At 39.0% G+C, this 25,061-nt stretch carries 24 protein-coding genes; 11 read left to right on the forward strand and 13 right to left on the reverse strand.

From position 1 onward, the window contains the following. Nucleotides 1-105 precede the first annotated feature (105 nt). From H561_RS0110625 to H561_RS0110635, 3 genes are read left to right on the forward strand one after another with little or no spacing between them, the layout of a single operon-like run. Nucleotides 106-1,368, forward strand: coding sequence for a serine hydrolase domain-containing protein (locus H561_RS0110625; protein WP_027386983.1), 1,263 nt, complete (start codon nt 106-108; stop codon nt 1,366-1,368). A gap of 25 nt (nt 1,369-1,393) precedes the next feature. Then, on the forward strand, nt 1,394-3,139 hold the full coding sequence (locus H561_RS0110630; protein WP_027386984.1) for an Ig-like domain-containing protein: 1,746 nt from the start codon (nt 1,394-1,396) through the stop codon (nt 3,137-3,139). A 5-nt stretch (nt 3,140-3,144) separates the two neighbouring features. Next, a complete protein-coding gene (locus H561_RS0110635; protein WP_027386985.1) occupies nt 3,145-3,603 on the forward strand; it encodes a heme-binding domain-containing protein in 459 nt (152 codons plus the stop codon). Between the two features lie 74 nt (nt 3,604-3,677). On the opposite strand, the gene H561_RS0110640 is transcribed toward H561_RS0110635, so the two are convergent. The 5 genes from H561_RS0110640 to H561_RS0110660 form a co-directional block, all read right to left on the reverse strand. Beyond that, entirely contained in the window at nt 3,678-4,193 is a 516-nt protein-coding gene (locus H561_RS0110640; RefSeq protein WP_027386986.1) for an NUDIX hydrolase, read from the reverse strand. Further along, nucleotides 4,168-5,106: a site-specific tyrosine recombinase XerD gene (gene xerD, locus H561_RS0110645; protein ID WP_027386987.1), complete on the reverse strand. Its 939-nt coding sequence runs from the start codon at nt 5,104-5,106 to the stop codon at nt 4,168-4,170. The genes H561_RS0110640 and xerD overlap by 26 nt, the downstream gene beginning before the upstream one ends. Before the next feature lie 10 nt (nt 5,107-5,116). Further along, nucleotides 5,117-5,539, reverse strand: a complete 423-nt coding sequence (locus tag H561_RS0110650; RefSeq protein WP_027386988.1) for a deoxycytidylate deaminase — start codon at nt 5,537-5,539, stop codon at nt 5,117-5,119. 44 nt (nt 5,540-5,583) lie between these two features. Then, complete coding sequence (locus tag H561_RS0110655; RefSeq protein ID WP_027386989.1) at nt 5,584-6,351, reverse strand: enoyl-CoA hydratase-related protein; 768 nt, start codon at nt 6,349-6,351, stop codon at nt 5,584-5,586. 106 nt (nt 6,352-6,457) lie between these two features. Next, entirely contained in the window at nt 6,458-7,945 is a 1,488-nt protein-coding gene (locus tag H561_RS0110660; protein WP_027386990.1) for a catalase, read from the reverse strand. Between the two features lie 131 nt (nt 7,946-8,076). Here H561_RS0110660 and H561_RS0110665 point away from each other — a divergent pair, with 131 nt between their 5' ends. The 5 genes from H561_RS0110665 to H561_RS0110690 all read left to right on the forward strand — a co-directional run bounded on the left by H561_RS0110665 (nt 8,077) and on the right by H561_RS0110690 (nt 12,809). Then, nucleotides 8,077-9,027, forward strand: coding sequence for a LysR substrate-binding domain-containing protein (locus tag H561_RS0110665; RefSeq protein ID WP_027386991.1), 951 nt, complete (start codon nt 8,077-8,079; stop codon nt 9,025-9,027). A gap of 232 nt (nt 9,028-9,259) precedes the next feature. Then, the gene (metK, locus tag H561_RS0110670; RefSeq protein ID WP_027386992.1) at nt 9,260-10,540 is read left to right on the forward strand and encodes a methionine adenosyltransferase; all 1,281 of its coding nucleotides are present in this window, start codon (nt 9,260-9,262) and stop codon (nt 10,538-10,540) included. A gap of 88 nt (nt 10,541-10,628) precedes the next feature. Beyond that, nucleotides 10,629-11,120, forward strand: a complete 492-nt coding sequence (locus tag H561_RS0110675) for a hypothetical protein (protein ID WP_027386993.1) — start codon at nt 10,629-10,631, stop codon at nt 11,118-11,120. Nucleotides 11,121-11,318: 198 nt separating this feature from the next. Continuing rightward, nucleotides 11,319-11,909 carry an RNA polymerase sigma factor gene (locus H561_RS0110680; protein ID WP_027386994.1) on the forward strand — a complete coding sequence of 197 codons (591 nt, stop codon included), beginning with the start codon at nt 11,319-11,321 and terminating at the stop codon, nt 11,907-11,909. Between the two features lie 204 nt (nt 11,910-12,113). Continuing rightward, nucleotides 12,114-12,809: a YjjG family noncanonical pyrimidine nucleotidase gene (locus H561_RS0110690; protein WP_027386995.1), complete on the forward strand. Its 696-nt coding sequence runs from the start codon at nt 12,114-12,116 to the stop codon at nt 12,807-12,809. A gap of 68 nt (nt 12,810-12,877) precedes the next feature. On the opposite strand, the gene trpS is transcribed toward H561_RS0110690, so the two are convergent. From trpS to ileS, 7 genes are all read right to left on the reverse strand, one after another. Continuing rightward, complete coding sequence (trpS, locus tag H561_RS0110695; RefSeq protein ID WP_027386996.1) at nt 12,878-13,846, reverse strand: tryptophan--tRNA ligase; 969 nt, start codon at nt 13,844-13,846, stop codon at nt 12,878-12,880. Between the two features lie 260 nt (nt 13,847-14,106). Next, nucleotides 14,107-14,751: a SanA/YdcF family protein gene (locus tag H561_RS0110700; protein ID WP_027386997.1), complete on the reverse strand. Its 645-nt coding sequence runs from the start codon at nt 14,749-14,751 to the stop codon at nt 14,107-14,109. 12 nt (nt 14,752-14,763) lie between these two features. After that, on the reverse strand, nt 14,764-15,402 hold the full coding sequence (locus tag H561_RS0110705) for a lipoprotein signal peptidase (protein WP_027386998.1): 639 nt from the start codon (nt 15,400-15,402) through the stop codon (nt 14,764-14,766). A gap of 50 nt (nt 15,403-15,452) precedes the next feature. Beyond that, nucleotides 15,453-15,641, reverse strand: coding sequence for a DUF2683 family protein (locus H561_RS0110710; RefSeq protein WP_027386999.1), 189 nt, complete (start codon nt 15,639-15,641; stop codon nt 15,453-15,455). Nucleotides 15,642-15,660: 19 nt separating this feature from the next. Continuing rightward, a complete protein-coding gene (locus tag H561_RS0110715; RefSeq protein ID WP_027387000.1) occupies nt 15,661-15,906 on the reverse strand; it encodes a DUF6576 domain-containing protein in 246 nt (81 codons plus the stop codon). An 83-nt stretch (nt 15,907-15,989) separates the two neighbouring features. Beyond that, on the reverse strand, nt 15,990-16,370 hold the full coding sequence (locus H561_RS0110720) for a TraR/DksA family transcriptional regulator (RefSeq protein ID WP_027387001.1): 381 nt from the start codon (nt 16,368-16,370) through the stop codon (nt 15,990-15,992). A 52-nt stretch (nt 16,371-16,422) separates the two neighbouring features. Beyond that, nucleotides 16,423-19,815, reverse strand: coding sequence for an isoleucine--tRNA ligase (ileS, locus tag H561_RS0110725; RefSeq protein ID WP_027387002.1), 3,393 nt, complete (start codon nt 19,813-19,815; stop codon nt 16,423-16,425). Nucleotides 19,816-20,125: 310 nt separating this feature from the next. Between ileS and H561_RS0110730 the strand changes: the two genes are divergently transcribed. Together H561_RS0110730 and H561_RS0110735 are read left to right on the forward strand one after the other, a co-directional pair. Next, nucleotides 20,126-21,418 (forward strand): phenylacetate--CoA ligase family protein, encoded by a 1,293-nt coding sequence (locus H561_RS0110730; protein ID WP_034761966.1) that lies wholly within the window; start codon nt 20,126-20,128, stop codon nt 21,416-21,418. 90 nt (nt 21,419-21,508) lie between these two features. After that, a complete protein-coding gene (locus H561_RS0110735) occupies nt 21,509-22,120 on the forward strand; it encodes a hypothetical protein (RefSeq protein WP_027387004.1) in 612 nt (203 codons plus the stop codon). A gap of 33 nt (nt 22,121-22,153) precedes the next feature. Here H561_RS0110735 and H561_RS0110740 read toward each other — a convergent pair whose 3' ends face one another. Further along, nucleotides 22,154-23,398 carry an NAD(P)/FAD-dependent oxidoreductase gene (locus H561_RS0110740; RefSeq protein ID WP_027387005.1) on the reverse strand — a complete coding sequence of 415 codons (1,245 nt, stop codon included), beginning with the start codon at nt 23,396-23,398 and terminating at the stop codon, nt 22,154-22,156. A gap of 98 nt (nt 23,399-23,496) precedes the next feature. On the opposite strand from H561_RS0110740, the gene H561_RS0110745 reads away from it, so the two are divergent. After that, a complete protein-coding gene (locus H561_RS0110745; protein ID WP_027387006.1) occupies nt 23,497-25,017 on the forward strand; it encodes an HAL/PAL/TAL family ammonia-lyase in 1,521 nt (506 codons plus the stop codon). Nucleotides 25,018-25,061: the final 44 nt, after the last annotated feature.

Consider the following 25,061-nt stretch of genomic DNA (forward strand, 5'->3'; position numbering starts at 1 on the left):
ATTCTTAAAAAAATTGCTTTTAATAGTGTTAAATAATTCATAATTTACTTCCAGGACTTAGTATTTATTTTGAGTTTCATTAAATTGCCGCTCATTTTTGTACTCATGAATAATCGCTATTTTTTATTGCTGATCACTGCTTTTTTATTCTTTTTTTCCTGTAAAAAAAAATCTGAAAATAGAAATACCGTTGCAGAACATACAACCAACCTTCCGAATTACGGGAATGTAGATTTAAGTAAAGTATTTACCAAAGATGACAGTCAGATTCCGGATAAAGCATCATTGGTCCGTTATATTGATCAGTATTACAAAAAAGTTTGGGAAGGAAGTGATCTGAGCGGCAGCATCCTGGTGGCCAAAGGAGACGATATCCTGTATGAAAACTACAGAGGTTTCGCCAGAGAAGACCATCAGAAACCGATTGATAAAAATACACCGCTCCATGTGGCTTCCGTTTCCAAAACATTGACGGCAATGGCCATGATGAAACTGGTGGAAGCGGGGAAAATTAAGCTGTCAGATCATTTAACACAATATTTCCCGGGTTTTCCATACCCGAATGTTACCGTACATACCTTACTGGACCAGAGAAGTGGCCTTCCGAAATATGAATATTTTATTCCGAAGATTCAGCCGGCTCCGGTAGAACTTTCTAAGCCATTTATCACCAATGAGGATGTATTGCACATGATCATTAAATATAAGCCTGAACTGGCAAGAGATACCGACACTGGTTTTATGTATTGCAATACCAACTTTGCCATGCTGGCTTTACTGATTGAAAAAGTAACCATGATGCCCTTTCCACAGGCGATGAAAGAGATGGTTTTCGATCCTCTGAAAATGGACCATACGTTTATTTTTCAGGAAAAAGATATTCCTACCGCTTCCCAGTCATTTTATTACGGAGGGAATAAATTATATCCTCTGGACAAACTGGATCTGATTTACGGAGATAAAAATGTGTATACTACGCCGAGAGATTTGTATAACTTCTCAAAAGCCATGTTTTCCAAAGATTTTTTAAAACCCGAATTTATGCAGATGGTCTTCATGCCGTACAGTAATGAAAAAGCCGGCATGAATAATTACGGCTTGGGTTTCAGAATGAAAATTTTTGATAACGGTGAAAAGCTGACCTACCATAACGGCTGGTGGCATGGAACCAACTCTGTTTTTGCCCATTTATTAAAATCAAAAGTCACGATTGTGGCCATCGGAAATAAATACTCCAATAAGGTGTATTCGGCACTTGCCCTATCCGGTCTGTTCGAAGATTTTCCTCCTCAGATAGACAAGCTGCACAGCGTGATGAGCGACGGCAAAGATACATTGAAAGGACATAGTGAAGTTTATGGAGAATAATGTTTATTTTTGCGTAAACCTATTCATGAAAAGATTTCTTTTATTATTCGTTATCGGTTTCCTTTTGCAGTCCTGCGCAAGAGTCGGGTCGCCAGTAGGGGGTTCGAAAGATACGCTGGCTCCTAAATTTTTAGGCTCCAATATCGATACCACAAGGATTAATGTTCCGAGGGACATCAAAGAACTGCGTCTAGACTTTGATGAATACATCACCTTAAAGGACATCAATAAAAACCTGAATATTTCTCCCCCGATCAATAATATCAAACGGATTATTCCTGCCAATATTGCCAATAAATTTATCCTGATTCAGTGGACTGATACCCTGCAGGCAAATACAACATATAACTTTAATTTTGGAAATTCTATTGCAGACAATAACGAGACAAATATTTTACGCTATTTCAACTTTGCCTTTTCTACAGGTGAAAAGCTGGATGATCTTTATATTAGCGGAGAGGTGAAAGATGCTCTATCCATTAAAAAAGCCGGTGAAAATAAATTTGTGGTCGGATTATACCGGGCAAAAGATACCATCGATTACAAACAGAAACCTTACTATATGACCAAGGTGGATGATGACGGATATTATGAGCTGAATTACCTGTCTCCAGGGCCATATAAGATTATCGCCTTTGAAGATGAAAACGGAAATTCAATATATGATCCCGGTAAAGAAAAAGTAGGCTTCCAGAAAGATCCGGTAGTGGTGGAAAAATCAGTGTCCGGATTGAATTTAAAATTATATCCTTCCAGGAAACCGGTGAAATACCTGGAAATGAAAGAAAGTCCGGGTGGGGTGCTGATGACATTTGAAGGAAAACCGGAAGATGTTAAAGTTCAACCATTAAATGAAAAAATTAAAGAGTATAAAGTTACGCACGTCCCGAAATCCGATACGGTAAGGATCTGGTTTGATGCAGTAAAAAGTGACGTAGGGCAGACGGCAACTGAAAACCTTAAATTCGGATATAATGCAGGAATCGGGAAGAAAGACAGCCTGTACAATGCATCGTTGTTCTATAAGTACAATACGAAAAACGCAATGGATCTTGCCAGCGATAACGGAGGCGGAATGCTTGCCCCGAAACAGGATTTTAAACTTGTTTCAAATTATTATCTTGATAAAATCAATACTGATAAATGGATCCTCAAAATGACCGGTGATACTTTGAATACAGTACCTTTCACTGCGAGAATTTCAGAAACCAATCCATATCAAATTTTAATGAAAGCCGATTTTGTTCCGGGTAAAAAATACCAGCTGACAGTTCCGAAAGAAACTGTGTCGTCTTTCTATGCTAAAAATTATCAGTCCAAGCGTTTTGATTTTGAAGCGGATAAAGTTGAAAATTACGGAAGTGTGACATTCAAACTGCAGAATGCGCCTGTTTCAAGCTATTGGATTCAGCTGGTAGACAGTTCAGATAAGATTTTGTATCAGAAATATACAAAAGGTAGCGAAGTGAAGTTTGACATTCTCAGGCCCGGTGAATATATTGTGAAAGTCCTGGCTGACAATAATGAAAATAAATACTGGGATGAAGCCGATTTCCGGAATGACGTTTTTGCAGAAGATTCCTATATTTATTATAAGGTCATTATCGTAAGGCCGCTTTGGGACAGCAATGAAGAATGGGATCTGAAAGATACGAGGGTACTGGATACGTCAAAATTAAGTGTGCCGAAAACAGATGCCAATACTCCGCCCAAAGATGCGAAAGAACTGGATGTAAAGAGCAATAATACCTTGCTGACGCCTACCAGGTAAAATAGATGAAAACGTTTAAAAAAATACTTTTCTGGACTCTGCTGGGTTTTGGGCTGATACAGTTTATTTCTACAGACAAAGTGAACAAGCCTGTGGATCACAAGGTAAATTTTATCGATGTTAACAAAACACCTGATAAAATTGCACAGTTAATCAGGGGAGCATGCTATGACTGCCATTCCAATGAAACCGTTTACCCGGAATACGCCTATGTTGCGCCGGTGTCCTGGTCGATAAAAAGCCATGTCAATGAAGGCCGGGAGCATATGAACTTCTCTGTCTGGAAAACCTATAACCAGGAGCTTAAAGAAAGCATGATGGATAAAGCGGTTCAGACGCTGAAGAACAGAACCATGCCGATGCCGGGATATATTGTGTATCATAAAGAAGCGAATCTTTCTGATGCTGAAAGAACCCTGTTAATACAATATTTTGAAGGGCTTTTAAAATCCAAATTGTATTAACCTGAAATAAAAAAATAAAACACCGGTTATAGCAACCGGTGTTTTTAATAGAGTCAGTAATGATCGTCTAGTGGTTAAATATCCTTCAGATAAGCTTCGAAAAATCTTTTCTGGGAATCAAAAGCAAGGTCTTCAAGATTTAGGTCTTTCAAAGGAATCCAGACGGCTTCTGAAATTTCAGAGGCTTCAAGATTGACTTCAAATTTTTCCGGAACATGATATTCGTAAAAAAGATCAATGGTATGATAATCAATCTCTTTATACTGATATACATTCGGAAGGCTTGTGAGGTACCGCAGCCTTGAAATATCAACGGTCAGTTGCAGTTCTTCAAAAAGTTCCCTTTTACAGGCTTCTTCAGCGCTTTCCTTAGGATCTACAAATCCGCCTGCAAGATCAAGTTTTCCTTTTTTCGGGTCTCTTACCCTTCTGGTAAGATAAACTTCGTCATCATGCCTGATCACCACGGCTACGGCCCCGGCAACATTGTTGTACAGGTTGAAATTACAAATGGGACAGCTCCATTTCTTTTCGCCGTCCCAGTGTAAGGATTTTTCGCCGCAATTAGGGCAGTATTCCAGTATTTTCATTGAGTGATATATTAATATTTCTCGGATGATAGCTCAAAATTACATCCCGGAGTTCCTCGGTCTTCAGATGGGTATAAATTTCAGTGGTGGTAATGCTGGAATGGCCCAGCATTTCCTGGATGTACCGTAGGTCTGCGCCGTTCTGAAGCAAATGCGTCGCAAAAGAATGCCTGAATGTATGAGGGGATATTTTCTTGCTTACGCCTGCTTTGTCCGTTAATTCCTTTATAATTAAAAATACGATAACCCTGGACATGGAGGTTCCCCGGCTGTTGAGGAAAAGTGTGTCTTCATGTTTTTTATTCACTTTACCTTTGGAGCGGGTATCGTTGATGTATCGCTGTATCAGTTCTGCGGTATAACCTGCCAAAGGGACAAAACGGGTTTTGTCTCCTTTTCCGGACACTTTAATATAATGTTCTTTAAAATTAATGTTTGAAATTTTAAGCTCAATAAGTTCCGAAACCCGGAGGCCGCAGCCATACAGCACCTCAATAATACAGTGGTTTCTTCTCCCGAGATCGGTATTCATCTCAATAGCATTGATGATTTTATTGATGTCTGGAAGGCTTAAAGTATCAGGAAGATAGAGTCCGAGTTTGGGCCCCTCCAGCAAGGCAGCTGGATTGTCTTCACGGAACTCATCTTCCATCAGGTATCTGAAAAATGCTTTGATGGAAGAGATCCATCTGGCCTGAGACCGTTCACTGAACTTTTGTTTGGAAAGATTGAAAATGTATTCCTGCAGATTTTCGTATCCGATGGTGTCAGGGCCCATGTTTTCCAGATCTTCTTCTGCGTATTCCTTTAATTTTCTGATGTCCCTAATGTAGGCGTCAAGTGTGTTTTCTGAAAAATTTCTTTCGAAGCGAAGAAAGATTTCAAAATCCTTAATTTTTTCATCCCATGTCATGGTTGCTGTGTTATTTTTTTAGTTCACAATCCGAAATCTGCTCTATTTCAATATTATGGTTTCTTAAAAATGATATCCCGTCATCATCCGAATATTCATTGATGTATACAAGTCTGGCAATCCCTGCCTGAAGAATGAGCTTACTGCATTCTTTGCATGGTGAGAGTGTTAAATACAGGGTGGCATCTTTTGCAGATTGTGTGGAAGCGGCCAGTTTTAAAATAGCATTTGCTTCTGCATGCAGGACATACCAGTGTGTTTTGCCTTCATTGTCTTCACAGCAGTTTTCAAACCCTGAAGGAGTACCATTATAACCATCTGAAATAATCATCCTATCTTTTACGATAAGAGCCCCTACCTGCTTTCGTTTACAGTAGGAAAGTTTTGCCCATTCCTGGGCCATCTTAAGATAAGCCTTATCAAACTTATTCATACAGCAGCATTGGTTTTTTCGAAATAATTTGTATTAAGGTAAAATTAAAAGTTAGGCTTTCTTTTCTCTAAAAATGCAGAGACGCCTTCTTTTTTATCGGCCAGATCAAAGAGTTCTCCGAAACTTCTGATTTCGGTTTCAAAACCCTGGTCTGTATCCGACAGGTTAACAGCGTGAATCGCTTTTGAAATTGCCATAGGTGAATTACGGGCAATGACGCTGGCCAATTCCTTTGTTTTGATTATTAATTCTTCAATAGGATAAACCTCATTCACCAGCCCGATTTCTTTTGCTTTCGCAGCCGGAATCATTTTGGCAGAGAAGATCATTTCATTGGCCATCCCTTTTCCTATAAGCTTGGGAAGCCTCTGGGTTCCTCCATAACCCGGAATTAATCCCAAAGTTACTTCCGGCAGCCCCAGTCGGGCATTTTCCGATGCATATCTGATATGGCAGGCCATAGCGAGCTCAAGACCGCCCCCTAATGCAAAGCCGTTCATGGCTGCAATCACAGGCTTGGTCATGTTTTCTATCTTATTAAATAAACTGTTCTGGCCGTTTCTGGCAAGTTCCTCTGCCTTTTCCTGTGCGAAATCACTGAATTCTTTAATGTCTGCTCCCGCAACGAAAGATTTTTCTCCGCTTCCGGTCAGTATAATTGCCCTGCAGGACAGGTCAAGATTTAATTCGTCAAAAACTGAACTCAGTTCTTTAATGGTTTGGGCATTTAACGCATTTAGGCTTTCAGGACGGTTTATGGTGATGATTGCGGTATTATCTTCCTTATTTAATAATATATTTTGGTAACTCATTTTCCACTTTGAAATAATATTCGGTGCAAATTATAAATTTTTTACAAAAAAAAGGAAAAAATACTGACCTTTTTTCCTTTTTAACTGAATTTATAATTAGATGTAATTATTTTGAATGATTCATCATATTGGCATCGATGACTACATTGAGCTGGGTAGCCACTTTCATGCCAAGCTCAATGTTGGCTCTGAAGAAATGGCAAAGCTGCCGGTTGATGATCTCATCTTTTTTAGGGCCCGTAATTTTGTTTAAGCTTCCTACGATATTATCGACAAGATGCTGTCTCTGTTCAGGATCCATTGCCTTGGAATACAGCAGGCCGGGCTGAGTATAATGGTCGTCGTCATTTTCATTTCTGTTGTAGCTGGCGACATGGGCACTGTCCAGTTCATATTCGAAATTTTTATAGGAAGGATCCGGTTTAATATCATCAAAACTGTTCGGGTGATAATTCGGCTTGTCCTGATAATGGCTTGAATCTGCCATAAAACCGTCCCTCTGATAATTATTGACGGCAAAAGGACATCGGTTAACTTCCAGAAGGTGGGCATTTACGCCGACTCTGTATCTGTGCGCATCGGGATAGGAGAATAATCTTCCCTGCAGCATCTTGTCCGGGGAGAAACTGATCCCGTTGACCAGGTTGCTGGGTGAAAAAATGGATTGCTCTACATGGGCAAAATAATTGACAGGGACTTCATTCAGTTCCATTTCTCCTACTTCAATTAACGGGAAATCTCCCTGGAACCATACTTTTGTAATATCAAAAGGGTTCCATCTGAAATCCCTTGCCTGCTCTTCTGTCATTACCTGGATGTACATCGTCCATTTGGGGAAATTTCCTTCTTCAATAGCATTGCAAAGGTCTTCCTGTGCAAAATCCGGGTTCTCGCCTGCCATTTTCGTGGCTTCTTCATCAGTAAAGTTCTTAACTCCCTGTTTTGTTTTAAAATGGAATTTTACCCAGACCCTTTCATTTTGGTCATTGATCATTGAAAACGTATGGGATCCGAAGCCATGCATATGCCTGTAGCCGTAAGGCGTCCCTCTGTCTGACATCAAAATAAGGACCTGATGAAGGGATTCGGGGTTCAGGCTCCAGAAATCCCACATCATTGCCGCGCTTTTCAGATTGGTCTTCGGCACTCTTTTTTGGGTATGGATAAAGTCGGGGAATTTTTTGGCATCTTTAATAAAGAAAACCGGCGTATTGTTTCCTACCAGGTCCCAGTTCCCGTCTTCGGTATAAAATTTCAGGGCAAAACCTCTCGGATCCCTTGCGGTATCTGCACTTCCTTTCTCTCCGCCCACTGTGGAAAAACGGGCGAACATTCTGCAGGAATTGCCGACTTTTGAAAATATTTTGGCTTTGGTATACTGGCTGATATCGTGAGTTACGGTAAATGTTCCATAAGCCCCGCTTCCGTGGGCATGAACCACTCTCTCGGGGATCCTTTCTCTTACAAAGTGGGCTAGATTTTCCTGTAAAATAAAATCCTGCAGCAGGACAGGGCCTCTGGGGCCAACGGTCTGAGAATCCTGATGTTCGAAGTAAGGCGCCCCGTTACTTAGTGTTAATTTTTTAGAATCCATAGGCTTATGACTGTATCAATGATGGGTTAATTATATTTGATAATGTAAAGGTAACAATTGTCAAATTTACCTGAAATTTTAATTGCTGAAAGCAAAAACATCATATCTTTGTAATAGATAATATTAATCAAATGAACATTCAGCAATTGGAATATCTTATCGCTGTAGATAAGTATAAACATTTTGGTAAAGCTGCTCAGGCCTGCTTCATTACCCAGCCTACATTAAGTGCAATGATACAGAAGTTTGAGGATGAACTGGATGTAAAGGTGTTTGACAGGACAACCCATCCGATCCGTACTACCGATGTCGGGCTTCAGATTATCGATCAGGCAAAGGTCATTATAGAGGCGGTCAATGAATTGAGGAATAAAGCCAATCTTTTAAATAATATTTTAGGGGGCACCATTAATATCGGGATTATTCCTACGGTTTCCTCTTTCATCTTACCGACTGAAATTTTCAAATTCCTGGAAGATAATCCTAAAATCCAGATGAATGTAAAGGAAATGACGACGGATAATATTATCAGGGCTTTAAAGGCAGGCGAACTGGATGCCGGGATTATTTCTACACCTTATGATTCTGCTGACGAATTCTATCAGGACTTCTTATTTAATGAAGAGCTGATGATCTACAGTTCGGATACGGAGGCCAACAAGAAGAATTCTTATGTGGTTCCTGAAGACCTAAATGTAGAAAAAGTATGGCTTCTTGAAGAAGGGAACTGTCTGAGAAACCAGTTTGAAAATATCTGCCACCTGAAAGAAAATACGCTGAAGCCGAAAAATCTCGACTTTTTAGCTTCTAATATTCAGACATTGGTCCATATGGTCGATAAAGTAGGCGGGATCAGTATTCTCCCTGAACTTGCATTGAGCCAGCTTTCTGAGACACAAAAGAAAAATGTTTTCAGATTCAAAAAACCTTTTCCGTACAGAGAAATCAGCATTATTTATTATAAGCCGACTTTTAAACAGAAAATTATTGATGAATTAGCCCATTCCATCAGGACTTCACTAGAGAAAAAACTAAACTATAATGAAAATCCGAAAGAATTCGTAAGCATAAAACCACAATAGTCATTTCCGGATACAGGCTGATAAACCCTTAATCTGAAGAAAAATATAATTAGCAGGCAAAAATTTGAGTATTAAAAAAATAGTACTTAAATTTGCCTCTGTTTACGAACGAGGAAATTTGACCTGATTGCAACCTCTATAAAAAAATGCTAAAACAGTATTTCTTTTTAGACCTTCCGGCAATATATTCTTACTTTCTTCGTGAATTCTAATCTAAAACAAATAGAATAATATGTCTTATTTATTTACGTCTGAATCCGTTTCAGAAGGACATCCGGATAAAATTGCCGATCAGATTTCCGATGCATTAATCGATCATTTTTTAGCATATGACCAATCTTCGAAAGTAGCATGTGAAACGCTTGTTACAACAGGGCAGGTGGTGTTGGCCGGTGAGGTGAAATCTAATGCGTATCTGGACGTTCAGATGATTGCGAGAGAAGTCATCAACGGAATCGGATATACAAAAGGAGAGTATATGTTCAACGGTGATTCATGCGGTGTTATTTCTGCCATCCACGAGCAGTCTCCGGACATCAATCAGGGTGTTGACAGAGCGGTAACAGATGAATCTTTTGAAGCGAAAGCAAATGCTCAGGGTGCCGGCGACCAGGGAATGATGTTCGGGTATGCCACCAATGAAACAGCCAACTATATGCCACTTGCGTTAGACCTGGCCCATACTATTCTTAAAGAACTTTCTGCCATCAGAAGAGAAAATTCAGAGATTACCTACCTTCGTCCTGATGCGAAAAGTCAGGTGACCATCGAATATTCTGATGACCATAAGCCGGTAAGAATCGATTCGATCGTAGTTTCTACACAGCATGATGATTTCGGTATGGAAGAAGAAATGCTGAACAAGATCCGTGAAGACATTAAAAATATCCTGATTCCGAGAGTCGCTGCTAAGCAAAGTGAGGAAATTAAAGGATTATTCAACGATCAGATCACCTATCATATCAATCCGACCGGTAAATTCGTTATCGGAGGCCCTCACGGTGATACAGGCCTTACAGGAAGAAAGATCATTGTAGATACCTACGGCGGTAAAGGAGCTCACGGTGGCGGTGCATTTTCCGGAAAAGACCCTTCAAAAGTAGACCGTAGTGCCGCGTATGCTACAAGGCATATCGCTAAAAATTTAGTGGCTGCGGGAGTAGCTGATGAAGTATTGGTACAGGTTTCCTATGCCATCGGAGTGGCTGAGCCCTGCGGTTTGTATATTAATACCTACGGAACTTCAAAAGTAGATCTTCATGACGGGGAAATTGCCAAGAAAGTTTCTGCCATTTTTGATTTAAGACCGTATGCCATTGAGCAGAATCTTAAACTGAGAAACCCGATCTATCAGGAAACAGCTTCTTATGGACATATGGGAAGAGAAAGCTATACAGCGGATAAAACCTTCAACAGAGGTCAGAAAAAAGAGCTTACATTGAAAGGCCTTGAGTTTTTCACATGGGAGAAACTGGATAAAGTAGATGAAATTAAAGCCGCTTTCGGAATTTAATTTCTCTCATCACAATAAATAATAACTGCTTTATCTTTCCGGTAAGGCAGTTTTTTTTAATTTTACATAGATACATAATAAATAGAAGATGAAGAACGCAAGATTTGCCCTGACAGTCCTTACCTTATTTTTTCTCGGAACTTTTACCAAGGCCCAGTTAACCATGCACAAAATGATAAGCGTAGGCTATACCTACCAGAACCAGAGCTTTGGTGATGTGGGTGGAAAATTACTTTTCCTGAATAATGATAATGTCATTTATCGGATAGGAGGTTCGGCGCTGATGGGTTCGGCGAATTCCAAATTTGCCATCATGCCTAAAGTCTCAGCCGATGTTTTATTGAATTTCCAAAAAAATGTAGATTTTTATCATTCTTATTATTTCCTGATGGGCGCGGAAGCTACCAATAAATATATTGCTCCAAAAGTAGGCGTGACGCTTTTCGGCCTTCTGGATTTAACCGGAGGATATGCTTTTCCGGTAGGGAACAGCGGTATTAACGGTAAAGAACTGAAAGGGCTGAATATTAATTTTACACTAAATGTTCCCACTGCCTTCATTCATGACATGTTTAACTGATTTTCATTAAGTTTTTCTCTTAAAAATTTAATAATTGGTTAACAGTTATTAAATTTTTATTATATTTACACCATAGAAAATTGTATCCGCCTATTGATTATACTTTACTCTGAAGAATTGTTTTGTATTTACAGCTGATGTCAGATAATATATCTGAAAACTGATTGTCAGCGAAAATATTTTTATTGAGAAGAAGTTATGAAATCAAAATCGGATAGTTTATTAATTTCCCTTTACCAGAAAGGAGACGAGGAGGCGTTGTCAACCCTTATCCATCGCCATCAGAGAGAACTTTTTACATTCATTTTTTACAAAATTAATGATGAAGATTTAGCCAATGATGTTTTTCAGGATACATTCATGAAAATTATCGTTATGCTGAAAGAAGGACGCTATAATGAAGAAGGAAAATTTATCCTTTGGACCAAAAGAATCGCTTATAATCTTATTATCGACCATTACAGGTCAAAATCAAAAAATATTAAAGTTTCGGAAACTACTTTTGAAACCGATGAATATTCTATTTTTGATCTGCTGAAAGAACCTTCGGAGAATATTGAAGATCAGCTAGTAACCAATCAGATCCAGGACGATCTGTTGAAAATGCTGCAGTATCTTCCTAAAAACCAGCAGGAAGTAATCCAGCTGAGATTTTTTGACGGATTGAGTTTTAAAGAAATAGCAGACCACACCAATATGAGTATCAATACCACACTGGGCCGGGTACGCTATGCTTTGATTAACCTGAGAAAAATCATGGACGAAAATCATATTGTCCTGACACGGTAGATAATAATTTCGGAAAATTCCCGTTTTAAGGAAAAACATATACTCGCCTATGAGAAAAAATGATTCCTTAAAAGTAACTACTTTGAAACCTAAGAAACAAACCATTGAGTTTTTACTCAATTTTTCAAAGAACCTTGAGGTCATAACGGCCAAGAGTAAGAATTATCCGATTTCCAAAAATTAAAAGTATTAATTTTGTGCTGTATGAAAATTCAGCACATTTTTTTTGATCTTGACAATACGCTCTGGGATCACCGCAGAAACGCTTATCTGACCATTAAAGATCTTTTCCGGAAAGAAGAGATTGATTTGCGCTATCATATTGATTTTGAGGAATTCCATTCCGTCTATCATGAAATCAATGAGAAGCTCTGGGAAGATATAAGGGATGGAATTATTGATAAAGAATACCTGAGAAAGCACCGCTTTTATGATACTTTCAGACATTTTAAGATAGATGATGAAAGTTTAGCGATGTATTTTGAAGAACATTTTTTAGATAAAATCCTTAATCACAATGAGCTGGTAGAAGGAGCGGAATATATTTTAGGGTATTTAAAATCTAAGAATTATACTTTGCATATTATTTCCAACGGCTTTAAGGAAGTAACTGAAAGGAAGTGCATCTTATCCGGAATAGACCATTATTTCCAGACGATTACCAGCGCAGACGCTGTCGGAGTACGAAAACCCAATCCTGCTATTTTTGAATATTCCCTCGGACTTTCTGATGCAGAAAAAGAAAACAGTATTTTAATCGGCGATGATTGGATCGCAGATGTAACAGGTGCCCAGAACTTCGGAATGGATGTGATTTTCTTTGATGTTTTTAATGAAAATCCACAACAGGAAGGGCTGAAGATGATTAAACATCTTTTACAGATTAAAGAATATTTATAAAAGTTTCGGCGGTCTCGTGTTAACGAGACCACCGAAATTATTTAGTTACAAAGGCTGGTCAATAAAAACTAAATTCCCAGACTTTCCCTCACTCTCTTGATCGTTTCCGTAGCGATGACCCTTGTTTTTGCAGCTCCTTCCCGGAGTTTTGCTTCCAGTTCATCCAGGTTGTTCATGTAATATGAGAATAATTCTCTTTCCTTTTTAAACCTTACAAGAATCAGATCCAGAAGTTCTTTTTTCGCATGGCCGTACCCGAAATTTCCGGCTAAATATTTACTGCGCAGTTCTTCGGTCTGTTCCGGCGTTGCAATCAATTGATAGATCGCAAATATTTTATCCGTTTCCGGATCTTTAGGATCTTCCAGAGACTTGGAATCCGTTTCAATGCTCATGACCTGTTTTTTCAGCTCTTTTTCAGGCAGGAAGATATTGATGATGTTTCCCCTGGATTTCGACATTTTATGGCCGTCAGTTCCCGGAACATATTTGGTGTCCTCCTGAAGCTCAGACTGGGGCAGAACAAAAACTTCCCCCATCTGGTTATTGAATCTGGAAGCCACATCACGTGCAATTTCCAGGTGCTGAAGCTGGTCTTTCCCCACGGGAACAATTTCGGCATCATACAGTAAAATATCTGCAGCCATAAGGATCGGGTAGGTAAACAGCCCCGCATTGACATCCTGAAGCCGGTCAGCCTTATCTTTGAATGAATGGGCTAAAGTTAGTCTCTGATACGGAAAAAAACAGGATAAATGCCAAGAAAGTTCACAGGTTTCAGGAATGTCACCCTGTCTGTAAAAAAATGTTTTTTCAGTATCTAAGCCACAGGCAAGCCAAGCCGCAGCAATTTCATACGTATTCTGTTTCAGTTCTTTCGCGTCTTTAATCTGGGTTAAAGAATGAAGATTTGCGATAAATAAAAATGATTCGTTTCCTTCCTGTTTTGATAATTCTATCGCAGGAATAATTGCACCCAACAAGTTTCCGAGGTGTGGTGTTCCGGTGGCTTGAATGCCGGTAAGAATTCTTGACATTGTTTAAATTTATTTTAAAAAATTAATGAACTTCAAATTTATGAATTTCCCCTGCAGATTCCGATGATTTGTACAGAGGTTTGTATTTTATTTTGGATTCAACCGTAAATATCTGATTATTAAATTTACAATTCTCGTTAGCATAATTAAAGAAATTTGCTGTACTAAGCTTTATTTAATCTCTTGACAGGACTCCTTATTAAATTAAAAAGCCACATTAAATATCAATGTAGTCTGTTGGGTCAGCGAAAAAGAGATGACTAAGGGATCAAAATCTTTTTACCTCCGAATTTTGGTTCAACTCCCAGAAGAAGATTAAGATAAGCTTTTGATTTAGCCAGATATTCCCGTATATTGGTTTTAAAACCGGCATATTTATTCACATCCTCTGCATTAAACCCAAAAGCATCCATACCATTTTGCCGGGCTAAAAATACAGCCCTTTCGTTATGAAACTTCTGCGAAATAATAATAATATTCTGCTGGCCGAAAATTTCTTTAGCCCTTACCACGGAATCCAGTGTCCTGAACCCGGCAAAATCCATAAAAATTCGGTCTTCAGGAATGCCTTTTCTGATCAGGGCCTGCTGCATATCTTCAGGCTCGTTGTAATCTTTTCTGCTGTTGTCGCCACTGACGATAATGTAGTGTATTTTGCCGCTTTTATACAGATCCCATGTTGCCCGGATCCTGTTGTCAAAATAGGCATTGGGCTGGCCGTTAGTCAGGGTTTTGCTTGTTCCCAGCAACAGAGCCGTTTTCGTTTCAGAAACAGCAGCGGTCTGATCAGACATAAAATCTTCGCTGTCTTTCTTTATGCTGTAATTGGCCCAGGCGATAAAAATAATTCCTGCTACAAAAAGAAGCAGGAAAAAGGTAAGAATTTTTTTAATGAATTTTTTCATCTTGCCTATATTCTAAAATTCCAGTCCGTTCGGAAAAGCCTTTTTTCTGAAAGCCAGCAGTAATACGGCTCCAACAGTAATGGCAGAATCTGCTACATTAAAAATATATTTGAAAAATTCGATGTGTTTTCCTCCTATTAAAGGCCAGCTTTCAGGAACGTTCCAGTCTACCAATGGGAAATGAAACATATCAACCACGCAGCCTCTCATAAAAGTAGAATAACCCTGCCCGAAAGAGGTCAATTTTGAAATTCCGGCATAGTCAATCCACCGGTCAATACTCGAATCGTAAACAGTTCCGCTGTCGAAAATCAGTCCGTAAAACATTCCGTCAATCAGGTTGCCGATGGCTCCTGCAAAGATCATTGCCATAGGGATCAGCAGATAATTGGATTCGCCCTTTTCAAGCCATTTCTTAAATAAATAAACCATTCCCCCGATCAGGAAAATCCTGACGATTACCAGAAAATACTTTCCGATAACCCCGCCGAAATGAAGGCCGTAAGCCATCCCCGGATTTTCTACAAAGGTAAACCTGAAGCCAGGTAAAACAGACACGCTTTCTCCAAGGCTGAAATGGGTTTTGATGTAAATTTTTGAAGCCTGATCAATCAATAAGATAAGAAAGGTTACAAATAATATCTTTTTCATAAGAATAGCTGGATTATTTAATGGTCATATGAAACCGCCATGCGACTTTATTACAGTCCTTTTGGTTTATAAGGTTTCCCTATTTTTTCGTTTTTCTTATCGATCACTTTCTTAATCGTCTTGTTGTTATGATGCATCTTGGTATGGAATTTCTCGAACTCAATGTTCATGTCTTTTAAAACACTTTTCAAAGCATTCAATTCCATTGCATTTTTGGTGTGGACTATTATTGATTCCATTGTATTTTACTTTAAGTTTTTATTGTTTAGACAGTTCATCAAGCCTTTTGCGGTCTTTTGAAGACAAATCATGTATTCCGTTTTTGCCCATTTTGCTGAGGAGCTTGTCAATTTCTTTTTCCCGTTCCCGTTTATTCTCATTAAACCGGTCATCCAGGGTATAATTTTTCTTTTTATCCGGGAAGAATCTGTTTTTCAGCTGTTCCCTGTTAAAAAATGCCAGTACTGCAACAATAATAACCGCTAAAACCAAAAATTCGATCATGGGTATATATTAAAAATCAGGTTTATAAAGTATTCCATGAAAAAATACGATATAAACCCAATCTATTGTAAGTAACCTAAAGGTTATTTCTGCATGTTTTTCGCTTCAATGCTCAGTGTGGCATGAGGGACAGCCAGTAATCTTTCTTTAGGAATCAGCTTACCGGTTACTCTGCAGACACCGTATGTTTTATTTTCAATTCTTATTAAAGCATTTTTCAGATCACGTACAAATTTCTCCTGTCTTCCTGCTAAAATAGAATTCTGCTCTTTGCTCAACGTTTCGGCTCCTTCTTCAAATGCTTTAAAGGTAGGAGAGGTATCATCAGTTCCGTTATTCTGGTCATTGATGAAACTTTCTCTGATCAGTTTCAGATCATTTTCCGCTTTTTCTATTTTTTCTTTAATAATAGCCTTAAATTCCTGTAAATCAGTGTCGTTGTATCTTACTCTTTCGTCTGACATATTCGTTTCTATTTTTTAATAAAATTATGAAATGGGGCGTTAAAAATACCAACTATATGTTAATTTTTTCAACATTTATCTTAAAATTAACCTCATCAATCTCGATTTTGTTAAAATTTGAAAGTGAAGATACAATTTCTATTTTATTTGACAAGACCTCGGATGAAATATATTCTTCATTTTTCTTAATGTCATTCAGGAAAGGGGAATTTTCCTCAACAGAAATCATTATCCGATCGGTTAATTCAAAATCTTTTTCTTTTCTAAGGTTCTGAATTCTGTTGATAAATTCTCTTGCAATCCCTTCAGATTTTAACTCATCTGTCAGCGTCAAATCTAGTGCCACAGTCGTTTTACCGTCAGATGTTACCGTCCATCCCGGGATGTCTTTTGTTGAGATTTCCACATCGTTCATGGTAATGTCATATCCCTGGATCACCACACTTCCTTCTTTTTCCAACGATGAAATCTGCTCTGCAGAAAGTTTAGTGATTTCACTGCCAACCGTTTTCATGTCTTTGCCAAGCCTTGAACCCAGAGTTTTAAAGTTTGGTTTTATCTGCTTAATAATTAAATGCGACGCTTCTTCAGCATTGATCAGCTGCAGTTCCTTAACATTAACTTCCTGTTTAATTAATTCTGAAACGGCTAAAATCTGTTCTTCTGTTTTGGAATCTAAAACAGGGATCAGTACTTTCTGTAAGGGCTGGCGTACTTTTATGTTTTCTTTCTTTCTTAAGGAGAAAACCATACTGGTGATATTCTGGGCCAGATGCGTTTTTTCAACCAGATGCTGGTCGATTAAGGTTTCATCAGCCACCGGGAAATCCGTTAAGTGAATAGATTCATGACTTTCTTTCCCGGTCACTTTATTTAAATCCTGATACAGCTGATCCATAAAGAATGGAGCGATAGGGGCAGACAATTTGGCAACCGTTTCCAGGCAGGTGTATAAAGTCTGGTAAGCAGAGATTTTATCTTCAGAATAATCTCCTTTCCAGAAACGTCTTCTGCACAATCTTACGTACCAGTTGCTTAAGTTATCATTGACAAATGTGTTGATGGCTCTTGCCACTCTTGTCGGTTCGTAATCTTCATAGAATGCTTTGACTTCTTTGATCAGCAGATTCAGTTCGGAAAGAATCCAGCGGTCGATTTCCGGACGGTTCTCCACCTCTTTTTCAGAATAGCTGAATCCGTCAACATTCGCATACAGAGCAAAGAATGAATAAGTATTATAAAGCGTTCCGAAGAATTTTCTTCTTACCTCATCAATTCCTTCAATATCGAATTTCAGGTTTTCCCATGGATTTGCATTGGAAACCATATACCAGCGTGTGGCATCCGGGCCGTACACGGCTAATGTTTCAAACGGATCAATCCCATTTCCTTTGGATTTCGACATCTTCAAACCATTTTTATCCAGAACAAGTCCGTTACTCATCACGTTTTTATAAGCCACCGAATCAAAAACCGCGGTACCGATCGCGTGGAGTGTATAAAACCATCCACGGGTCTGGTCAACTCCTTCCGCGATAAAATCTGCCGGAAAAGCCTTATGGTTATCAATTAACTCTTTGTTCTCAAAAGGATAATGCAGCTGCGCATATGGCATGGAACCTGAATCAAACCAAACATCGATCAGATCACTTTCACGTTTCATTTCCCTTCCTGAATCCGAAACCAGGATTACTTTGTCGATTATATTTTTGTGTAAATCTACCAAAGCATAATTCTGCTCAGACATATCCCCGATAATGAAATCTTTGAACGGATTTTCTTTCATGAATCCTGTTTTAACAGATTTTTCGATCTCGTTGTATAATTCTTCTACAGAACCGATGATGACTTCTTCTTTCAGATCCTCTGTCCTCCAGATCGGCAACGGGATTCCCCAGTATCTTGAACGGGAAAGATTCCAGTCGTTTACATTTTCCAGCCAGTTGGCGAAACGGCCTTCTCCTGTAGATTTTGGCTTCCAGTTAATCTCTTTGTTTAAATTGACCAGATTTTCTTTTACAGCGGTCATTTTCACAAACCATGAATCCAGCGGATAATATAATAACGGTTCATCAGTCCTCCAGCTGTGCGGATAACTGTGGACATATTTCTCTACTTTGAAAGCCTTGTTCTCTTCTTTTAAACGGATCGCAATTTCAACATCCACAGACTTTTCAGGCGCTGTTCCGGCATCGTAATATTCGTTTTTAACATATTTACCGGCAAAATCTCCCATATGAGTGGTGAATTTTCCCTGTAAATCTACCAATGGAACCGGGTTGCCATTTTCGTTTAATACCAGCATGGGCGGAACTTCAGGAGTAGCTTCTTTCGCTACTTTCGCATCATCAGCACCAAAAGTCGGTGCGGTGTGAACAATTCCTGTTCCGTCTTCTGTAGTCACGAAATCCCCTGAAATTACCCTGAATGCATGTTCCGGGTTTTGATAAGGTAAAGCATACGGCAGTAACTGCTCGTATCTGATTCCAACAAGATCAGCACCTTTGAATTCTGCAAGGATTCGGTAAGGAATGACTTTGCTTTCTGATGTATAATTGGCGAAATCTTCATCTGTTCCTTCAGTGAATTTTTTTCCAAACTGTTTTCCGACCAAAGGTTTAGCCAAAACAATATTAATCGGTTCAAAAGTATACTGGTTGAACGTTTTTACTAAAACATAATCGATTTTCGGACCGACGGTTAAAGCCGTGTTGGATGGCAAGGTCCACGGGGTGGTCGTCCAGGCTAAGAAATGGACGTCGCCAAACCCTTGTAAAAATGAAGGCAGTGTTTCCGGTAATGTCTTGAACTGAGCAACAATGGTTGTGTCAGAAACATCACGGTACGCTCCGGGCTGGTTGACTTCGTGTGAAGAAAGTCCGGTTCCCGCTTTGGGAGAATACGGCTGGATCGTGTACCCTTTGTACAGTAATCCTTTATCGTACAGCTGTTTCAGAAGCCACCAGACGGTCTCCATATATTTTGACTTGTACGTGATATACGGATCTTCAAGGTCTACCCAATACCCGATTTTCTCGGTCAGGTTATTCCAGACGTCAGTGTAACGCATTACCGCTTCACGGCAGGCTTTATTGTAATCTTCAATAGAAATCTTTTTGCCAATATCTTCTTTCGTAATTCCTAATTCTTTTTCCACACCCAGCTCTACAGGAAGCCCGTGGGTATCCCAGCCCGCTTTACGGAAAACCTGCTTCCCGTTCTGGGTCTGGTAACGACAGAAAATATCCTTTAATGCTCTGGCCATAACGTGGTGAATTCCGGGCATACCGTTTGCGGAAGGCGGACCTTCATAAAAAACAAACTCAGGCTGCCCATCACGAATCTCAACACTTTTATTAAACGTTTTATTCTGTTTCCAGAATTCGGCTACATTCTCGGCTACGTCAATAAGGTTAAGGTTTTTGTATTCTTTAAATTGGCTCATGGTAATCTATCAATATCGTTGATTCATTAAGTTGGCAAATTTACTAAAATTTACCGGTTTATAAGATATGTTTTATTTTGACGGTTTGGATTAAAAATTTGTTTCAGGAATGGAAATTTCAAAATAGGCTATTTGTGAATTGTTGATGTTGAATAAGCGATTTTCAGGACCTTATTCCCTGCATAATAAATTCTTTTAAAGCACAATCATCTGTGAAAATCTGTGGGAAATTACCTTCCAAACAAAATCATACACGAAACCTGATCTTTTAATTTTAATTAAATAAATTTGTCCCTTAAAATAAAAACCATTGGAATTCCATCCGTCCATCGAACAGTCCGATATTCACGAAATAAAAAAGTTTCAGGAGCAAAAACTTCAGGAGTTTCTGATTTATCTTGAAACCCATTCGCCTTTTTATCAGAAGCTGTTCAAAGAAAACAATATTGCTGTTGCTGATATCCGGACATTGGAAGATCTGCAGAAGATTCCGACGACGACCAAGAATGATATTCAGCAGAATAATAATGATTTTTTCTGCATCCCGTCTGATAAAATTGTCGATTACAGTACCACTTCGGGAACCTTGGGCGATCCGGTAACCTTCGGATTGTCAGATAACGATCTCGAAAGGCTGGCTTATAACGAAGCTGTTTCTTTCGCCTGTGCCGGAATCCGGAAAGGAGATGTGGTGCAAATGATTACCACGATCGATAAACGGTTTATGGCCGGTCTGGCTTATTTTTTAGGATTAAGAAAAATGGGCGCGAGTGTTGTCAGGATGGGCCCCGGAATCCCCGAACTGCAGTGGGATTCTATATTCAGATATAAACCTAAATATTTGATTACCGTTCCGTCATTTTTGCTGAAAATGATTGATTATGCCGAGAAACATGGACTGGATTACCAGAATTCCAGCGTCTACGGTGCTGTTTGCATCGGGGAAAGTATCAAAAACCAGGATTTTACGGATAATATTCTTTCGCAAAAAATCAAGGAAAAGTGGGATATTAAATTGTTTTCGACTTATGCGTCTACGGAAATGAGTACTGCTTTCACAGAATGTGAATATCAGATCGGTGGCCATCAGCACCCTGAACTTATCATTACGGAAATTCTTGATGACAATGGGAATCTTGTTAAGGAAGGTGAAAACGGGGAACTGACGATTACCACTTTAGGTGTAGAAGCCCTTCCTTTATTGCGATTCAAAACAGGCGATATCGTAAGAGCGCATAATGAACCTTGCCGATGTGGAAGAAACACGATGCGGCTGGGGCCGGTTGTCGGAAGAAAACAGCAGATGATCAAATATAAAGGCACGACCTTGTATCCGCCTGCAATGAATGATATTCTGAATGATTTTAATACGATTTTGTGCTATCAGATCGTTATTCAGTCGAATGAAATCGGGTTGGATGAAATTGTCATTAAAATAAGCACAGACAGCAGATCTGAAAATTTTGTCAATGAAGTCCGGGATCATTTCAGGGCAAAATTAAGGGTAAGCCCGAAAATTGAAATGATCGATTTTGATATCTTATCTAAAGCCGTATTTAATCCGAACAGCAGAAAACCGATCACGTTTATAGATCTGAGATAATTTGTGGGAAGTTTGTATAAAACAGAATACAGCAGTTCAAAAGAACTGTTTTTTAATATATTTGCACGCTTAAATTTAAAATTATAAACTATGAAAAAACTATTTTCAATGCTGTTGTTCAGTATTGTTATGATGATCAATGCTCAGGAGCAGAAAATGACGCTTATTGCCGGGAGTTTTAGTGCTTTGAAGGACCAGACTGAAGTAAACGTAGCGCTGAATTTTGAAAATGTACTGCTTATGAAAGAAAATTTCACAGAAGCGCAGTATCTTGAAAACAGAAGGAAAGATCTTTTAGCAAATCCTAAGAGAGGGGAAGAAGGATGGCAAAAATGGAATGGAGAATGGCAGAGATATAAAAATGAGGAGTACATTAATTATTTTGCAAAAGGCTTAAATAAATCCTATAAAAACATCAGTTTTAAAAAAGACAGTCCATCAAAATACACACTCCTGCTGGAAACAGAATGGGTTTTCCCCGGATGGCATGCAGGAATGATTGGCATGACAGCAGAAATAACCGGTAAGATAAAATTGGTAGAGACGGATAATCCATCGGTTACCTTAGCTGAAGTAAGGCTTAATAAATTTGATAAGTATGTAAATAATAAAGAGTTTGTTATGGAATATGGCAGAATTGCCGGGGCATATGAATCTATCGGAAAATATCTTGGAAAAGAAATCAAAAAAGCTTTAAAGTAAAAAAAAGCGGTCTGAAAATTTCAGACCGCTTTTTTATAATTGCATTTTTTCCGTTCTGATGAAATCGGCAAGATTCTTTATTGCAGTGTCATGTATCCGTACGAATGTATTCTTTTTATCCCAGACATAACCTGCCAGTACAGCACATATTTTTCTTTTGACATCCGGGTTTTCCGGCTGATGGAAAAACAGTTCCTGTAAATTTCCGGTATACCATTCTTTTACATAGGTGGTAAATACATCAACACCGTATAAAATATAATCAGAGTACTCCGTCTGCCAGTCTACTTTCTCACCGTTCAGCTGCCGTAAAGCCAGTTTTGCAGCCAGCATCCCGGATTCCGTGGCAAAAGCCATTCCCGAAGAGAAAACAGGGTCCAGGAATTCAGAAGCGTTGCCTGTGAGTGCAAATCCGTCCCCGAATAAACTTTTTACTGAGCATGAATAATCTTTCAGGTGTTTCGGCTCAAAAAGAAAATCCACATCTCCGAAACGTTTTACATAATAATCGGAAAGGGAAATGGCTTTTCTCAAGGCTTCTGCCGTGTCACCGTTTTCAGACAGTTTTTCAATATATTCAGTGGGGCCGACGATTCCCACACTTGTATTTCCGTTAGAAAAAGGAATGACCCAAAGCCAGACTTCAGTTTCGATAATATCAAAGGAGATTAAAGTTCCTTCTGTTCCTTCTTCTCTGTTGATATCTTCTAGGTGGGCAAAAATTGCTGAATGCGGAGACAGTTTTGAAGGTTTTTCTAAATCCAGTAATCTCGGTAAAACCCTTCCGTAACCGCTCGAATCAATGACGAATTTGGCATGGATTTCCTTCGTTTCCCCATTTTTATTTTTTACGGTAGTGACGGAATCTGTTCCGTTAAACCGGATATCGGTAACTTCAGTTTCAAACTCAAGATCAATGCCCTTTTTAATCACTTCCTGAGCGAGTGTATTATCAAAATCAGCTCTCGGAACCTGCCAGGTCCAGTCCCAGCCTTCTCCGAATTTATTGCTGAAATCAAAAATGCAGACTTCATTGCCGCGCAAAAAACGTGCTCCCAGCTTTTTCTCAAAGCCCATCTTATCCAAAGCAGGAAAAAGTCCGGCTTCTTCAAAATGGTCCATCACTCTCGGAATTAAGCTTTCACCTACCACCAATCTCGGGAATTTTGTTTTTTCGACAACTTTCACGTTGATATTGTTCTTCTTTAAGTATGAAGAAGATACGCATCCGGAAGGCCCAGCCCCGATTACGAGAACATCAACAAATTCTTTGCTCATCTTTGGTTTTTTATTTTAATAATAACTTCTATCTTTGCCGCAAAATTAATGACAATTAATTAATAATTACAAAATTATCTTACTATTACTTTTAATTAATGAGAATAAATAACTTTTTAGAACTGAGCGACTTCAAAAGGGTCATCATTGAAAATGAGAAAATAGAACTGCATGAAATGCTTTTGGACCGGGTGGATAAAAGTTTTCAGTTTTTAAAGGAATTTTCGAAAAATAAAGTGATATATGGTGTAAATACAGGTTTCGGGCCCATGGCTCAGTTCAAAATCAGTGACGAAGATACGCATCAGCTTCAGTATAACCTGATAAGGAGCCATTCCTCCGGAATGGGAAACCCTCTTCCTGCAGCTGAAGTAAAGGCTTCTATGCTGGCAAGGTTAAATACATTGTCCCTTGGGAATTCAGGGGTACATCCGTCAGTGGTTGTTCTGCTTAAAGAATTAATCAACAGGGATATTGCGCCGTTGATCTTTGAACACGGCGGGGTAGGAGCCAGCGGGGATCTGGTTCAGCTGGCCCATTTGGCTTTGGTGTTAATCGGTGAAGGAGAAGTATTTTATAAAGGAGAAAGAAAATCTGCGAAAGCGGTTTTTGAAGTGGAAAACCTGCAGCCGATTCAGGTAGAAATCCGTGAGGGGCTTGCATTAATGAACGGAACATCCGTAATGTCGGGGATCGGTATAGTCAATGCTCATAAAGCCAATCAGCTGACGGATATTTCTGTTAAATTGTCCTGTGCCATCAATGAAATCGTTCAGGCTTATGATGATCATTTTTCTGAAGTGCTCAACGGTACCAAGCTTCATGAAGGACAGCAGAAAATTGCGGCAAAGATGCGCGAACATTTATCTGACAGCCAGCTGATCAGAAAAAGGGCCGATCATCTATATACCCGTTTTGAAGAGCAGGAAAAAGTATTTAAAGAAAAAGTTCAGGAATATTATTCTTTGCGGTGTGTTCCGCAGATTCTGGGGCCTGTTCTGGATACGCTGGAATATACAGAGAAAGTGCTTGAGAATGAAATCAATTCAGCGAATGACAACCCGATCATCAACGTTGAAGACCGGCATGTTTACCATGGCGGGAATTTCCACGGAGATTATGTTTCTCTGGAAATGGACAAGCTGAAAATCGTGGTAACGAAATTAACCATGCTGGCAGAAAGGCAGTTGAATTATCTTTTAAATGCCAAGATCAATGAAATTTTCCCTCCTTTTGTCAATTTAGGTAAATTGGGGTTCAATTTCGGAATGCAGGGCGTACAGTTCACTGCGACTTCTACTACGGCCGAAAGCCAGATGCTTTCCAATCCGATGTATGTTCACAGTATTCCCAACAATAATGACAACCAGGATATTGTAAGCATGGGAACCAATGCTGCCGTAATCTGCCGAAAAGTAATTGAAAATGCTTTTGATGTATTAACGGTAGAGGCGATTACTGTTGTTCAGGCTATTGAATATCTGGGGTACCAGGATAAAATTTCATCGGCAACAAAGGAATTGTATGATGAAATCAGGAAGATTATTCCGGCTTTTTCGGATGATATGGTGATGTATCCTTATCTGGAAGAAGTAAAAAATTATTTAAAAGCTTTGTAACCATTTCATATAATGAATGGTCTTAACTAAGGTTAGGGAAAAGT

Source organism: Chryseobacterium gregarium DSM 19109 (assembly GCF_000430845.1).
GTDB lineage: Bacteria > Bacteroidota > Bacteroidia > Flavobacteriales > Weeksellaceae > Chryseobacterium > Chryseobacterium gregarium.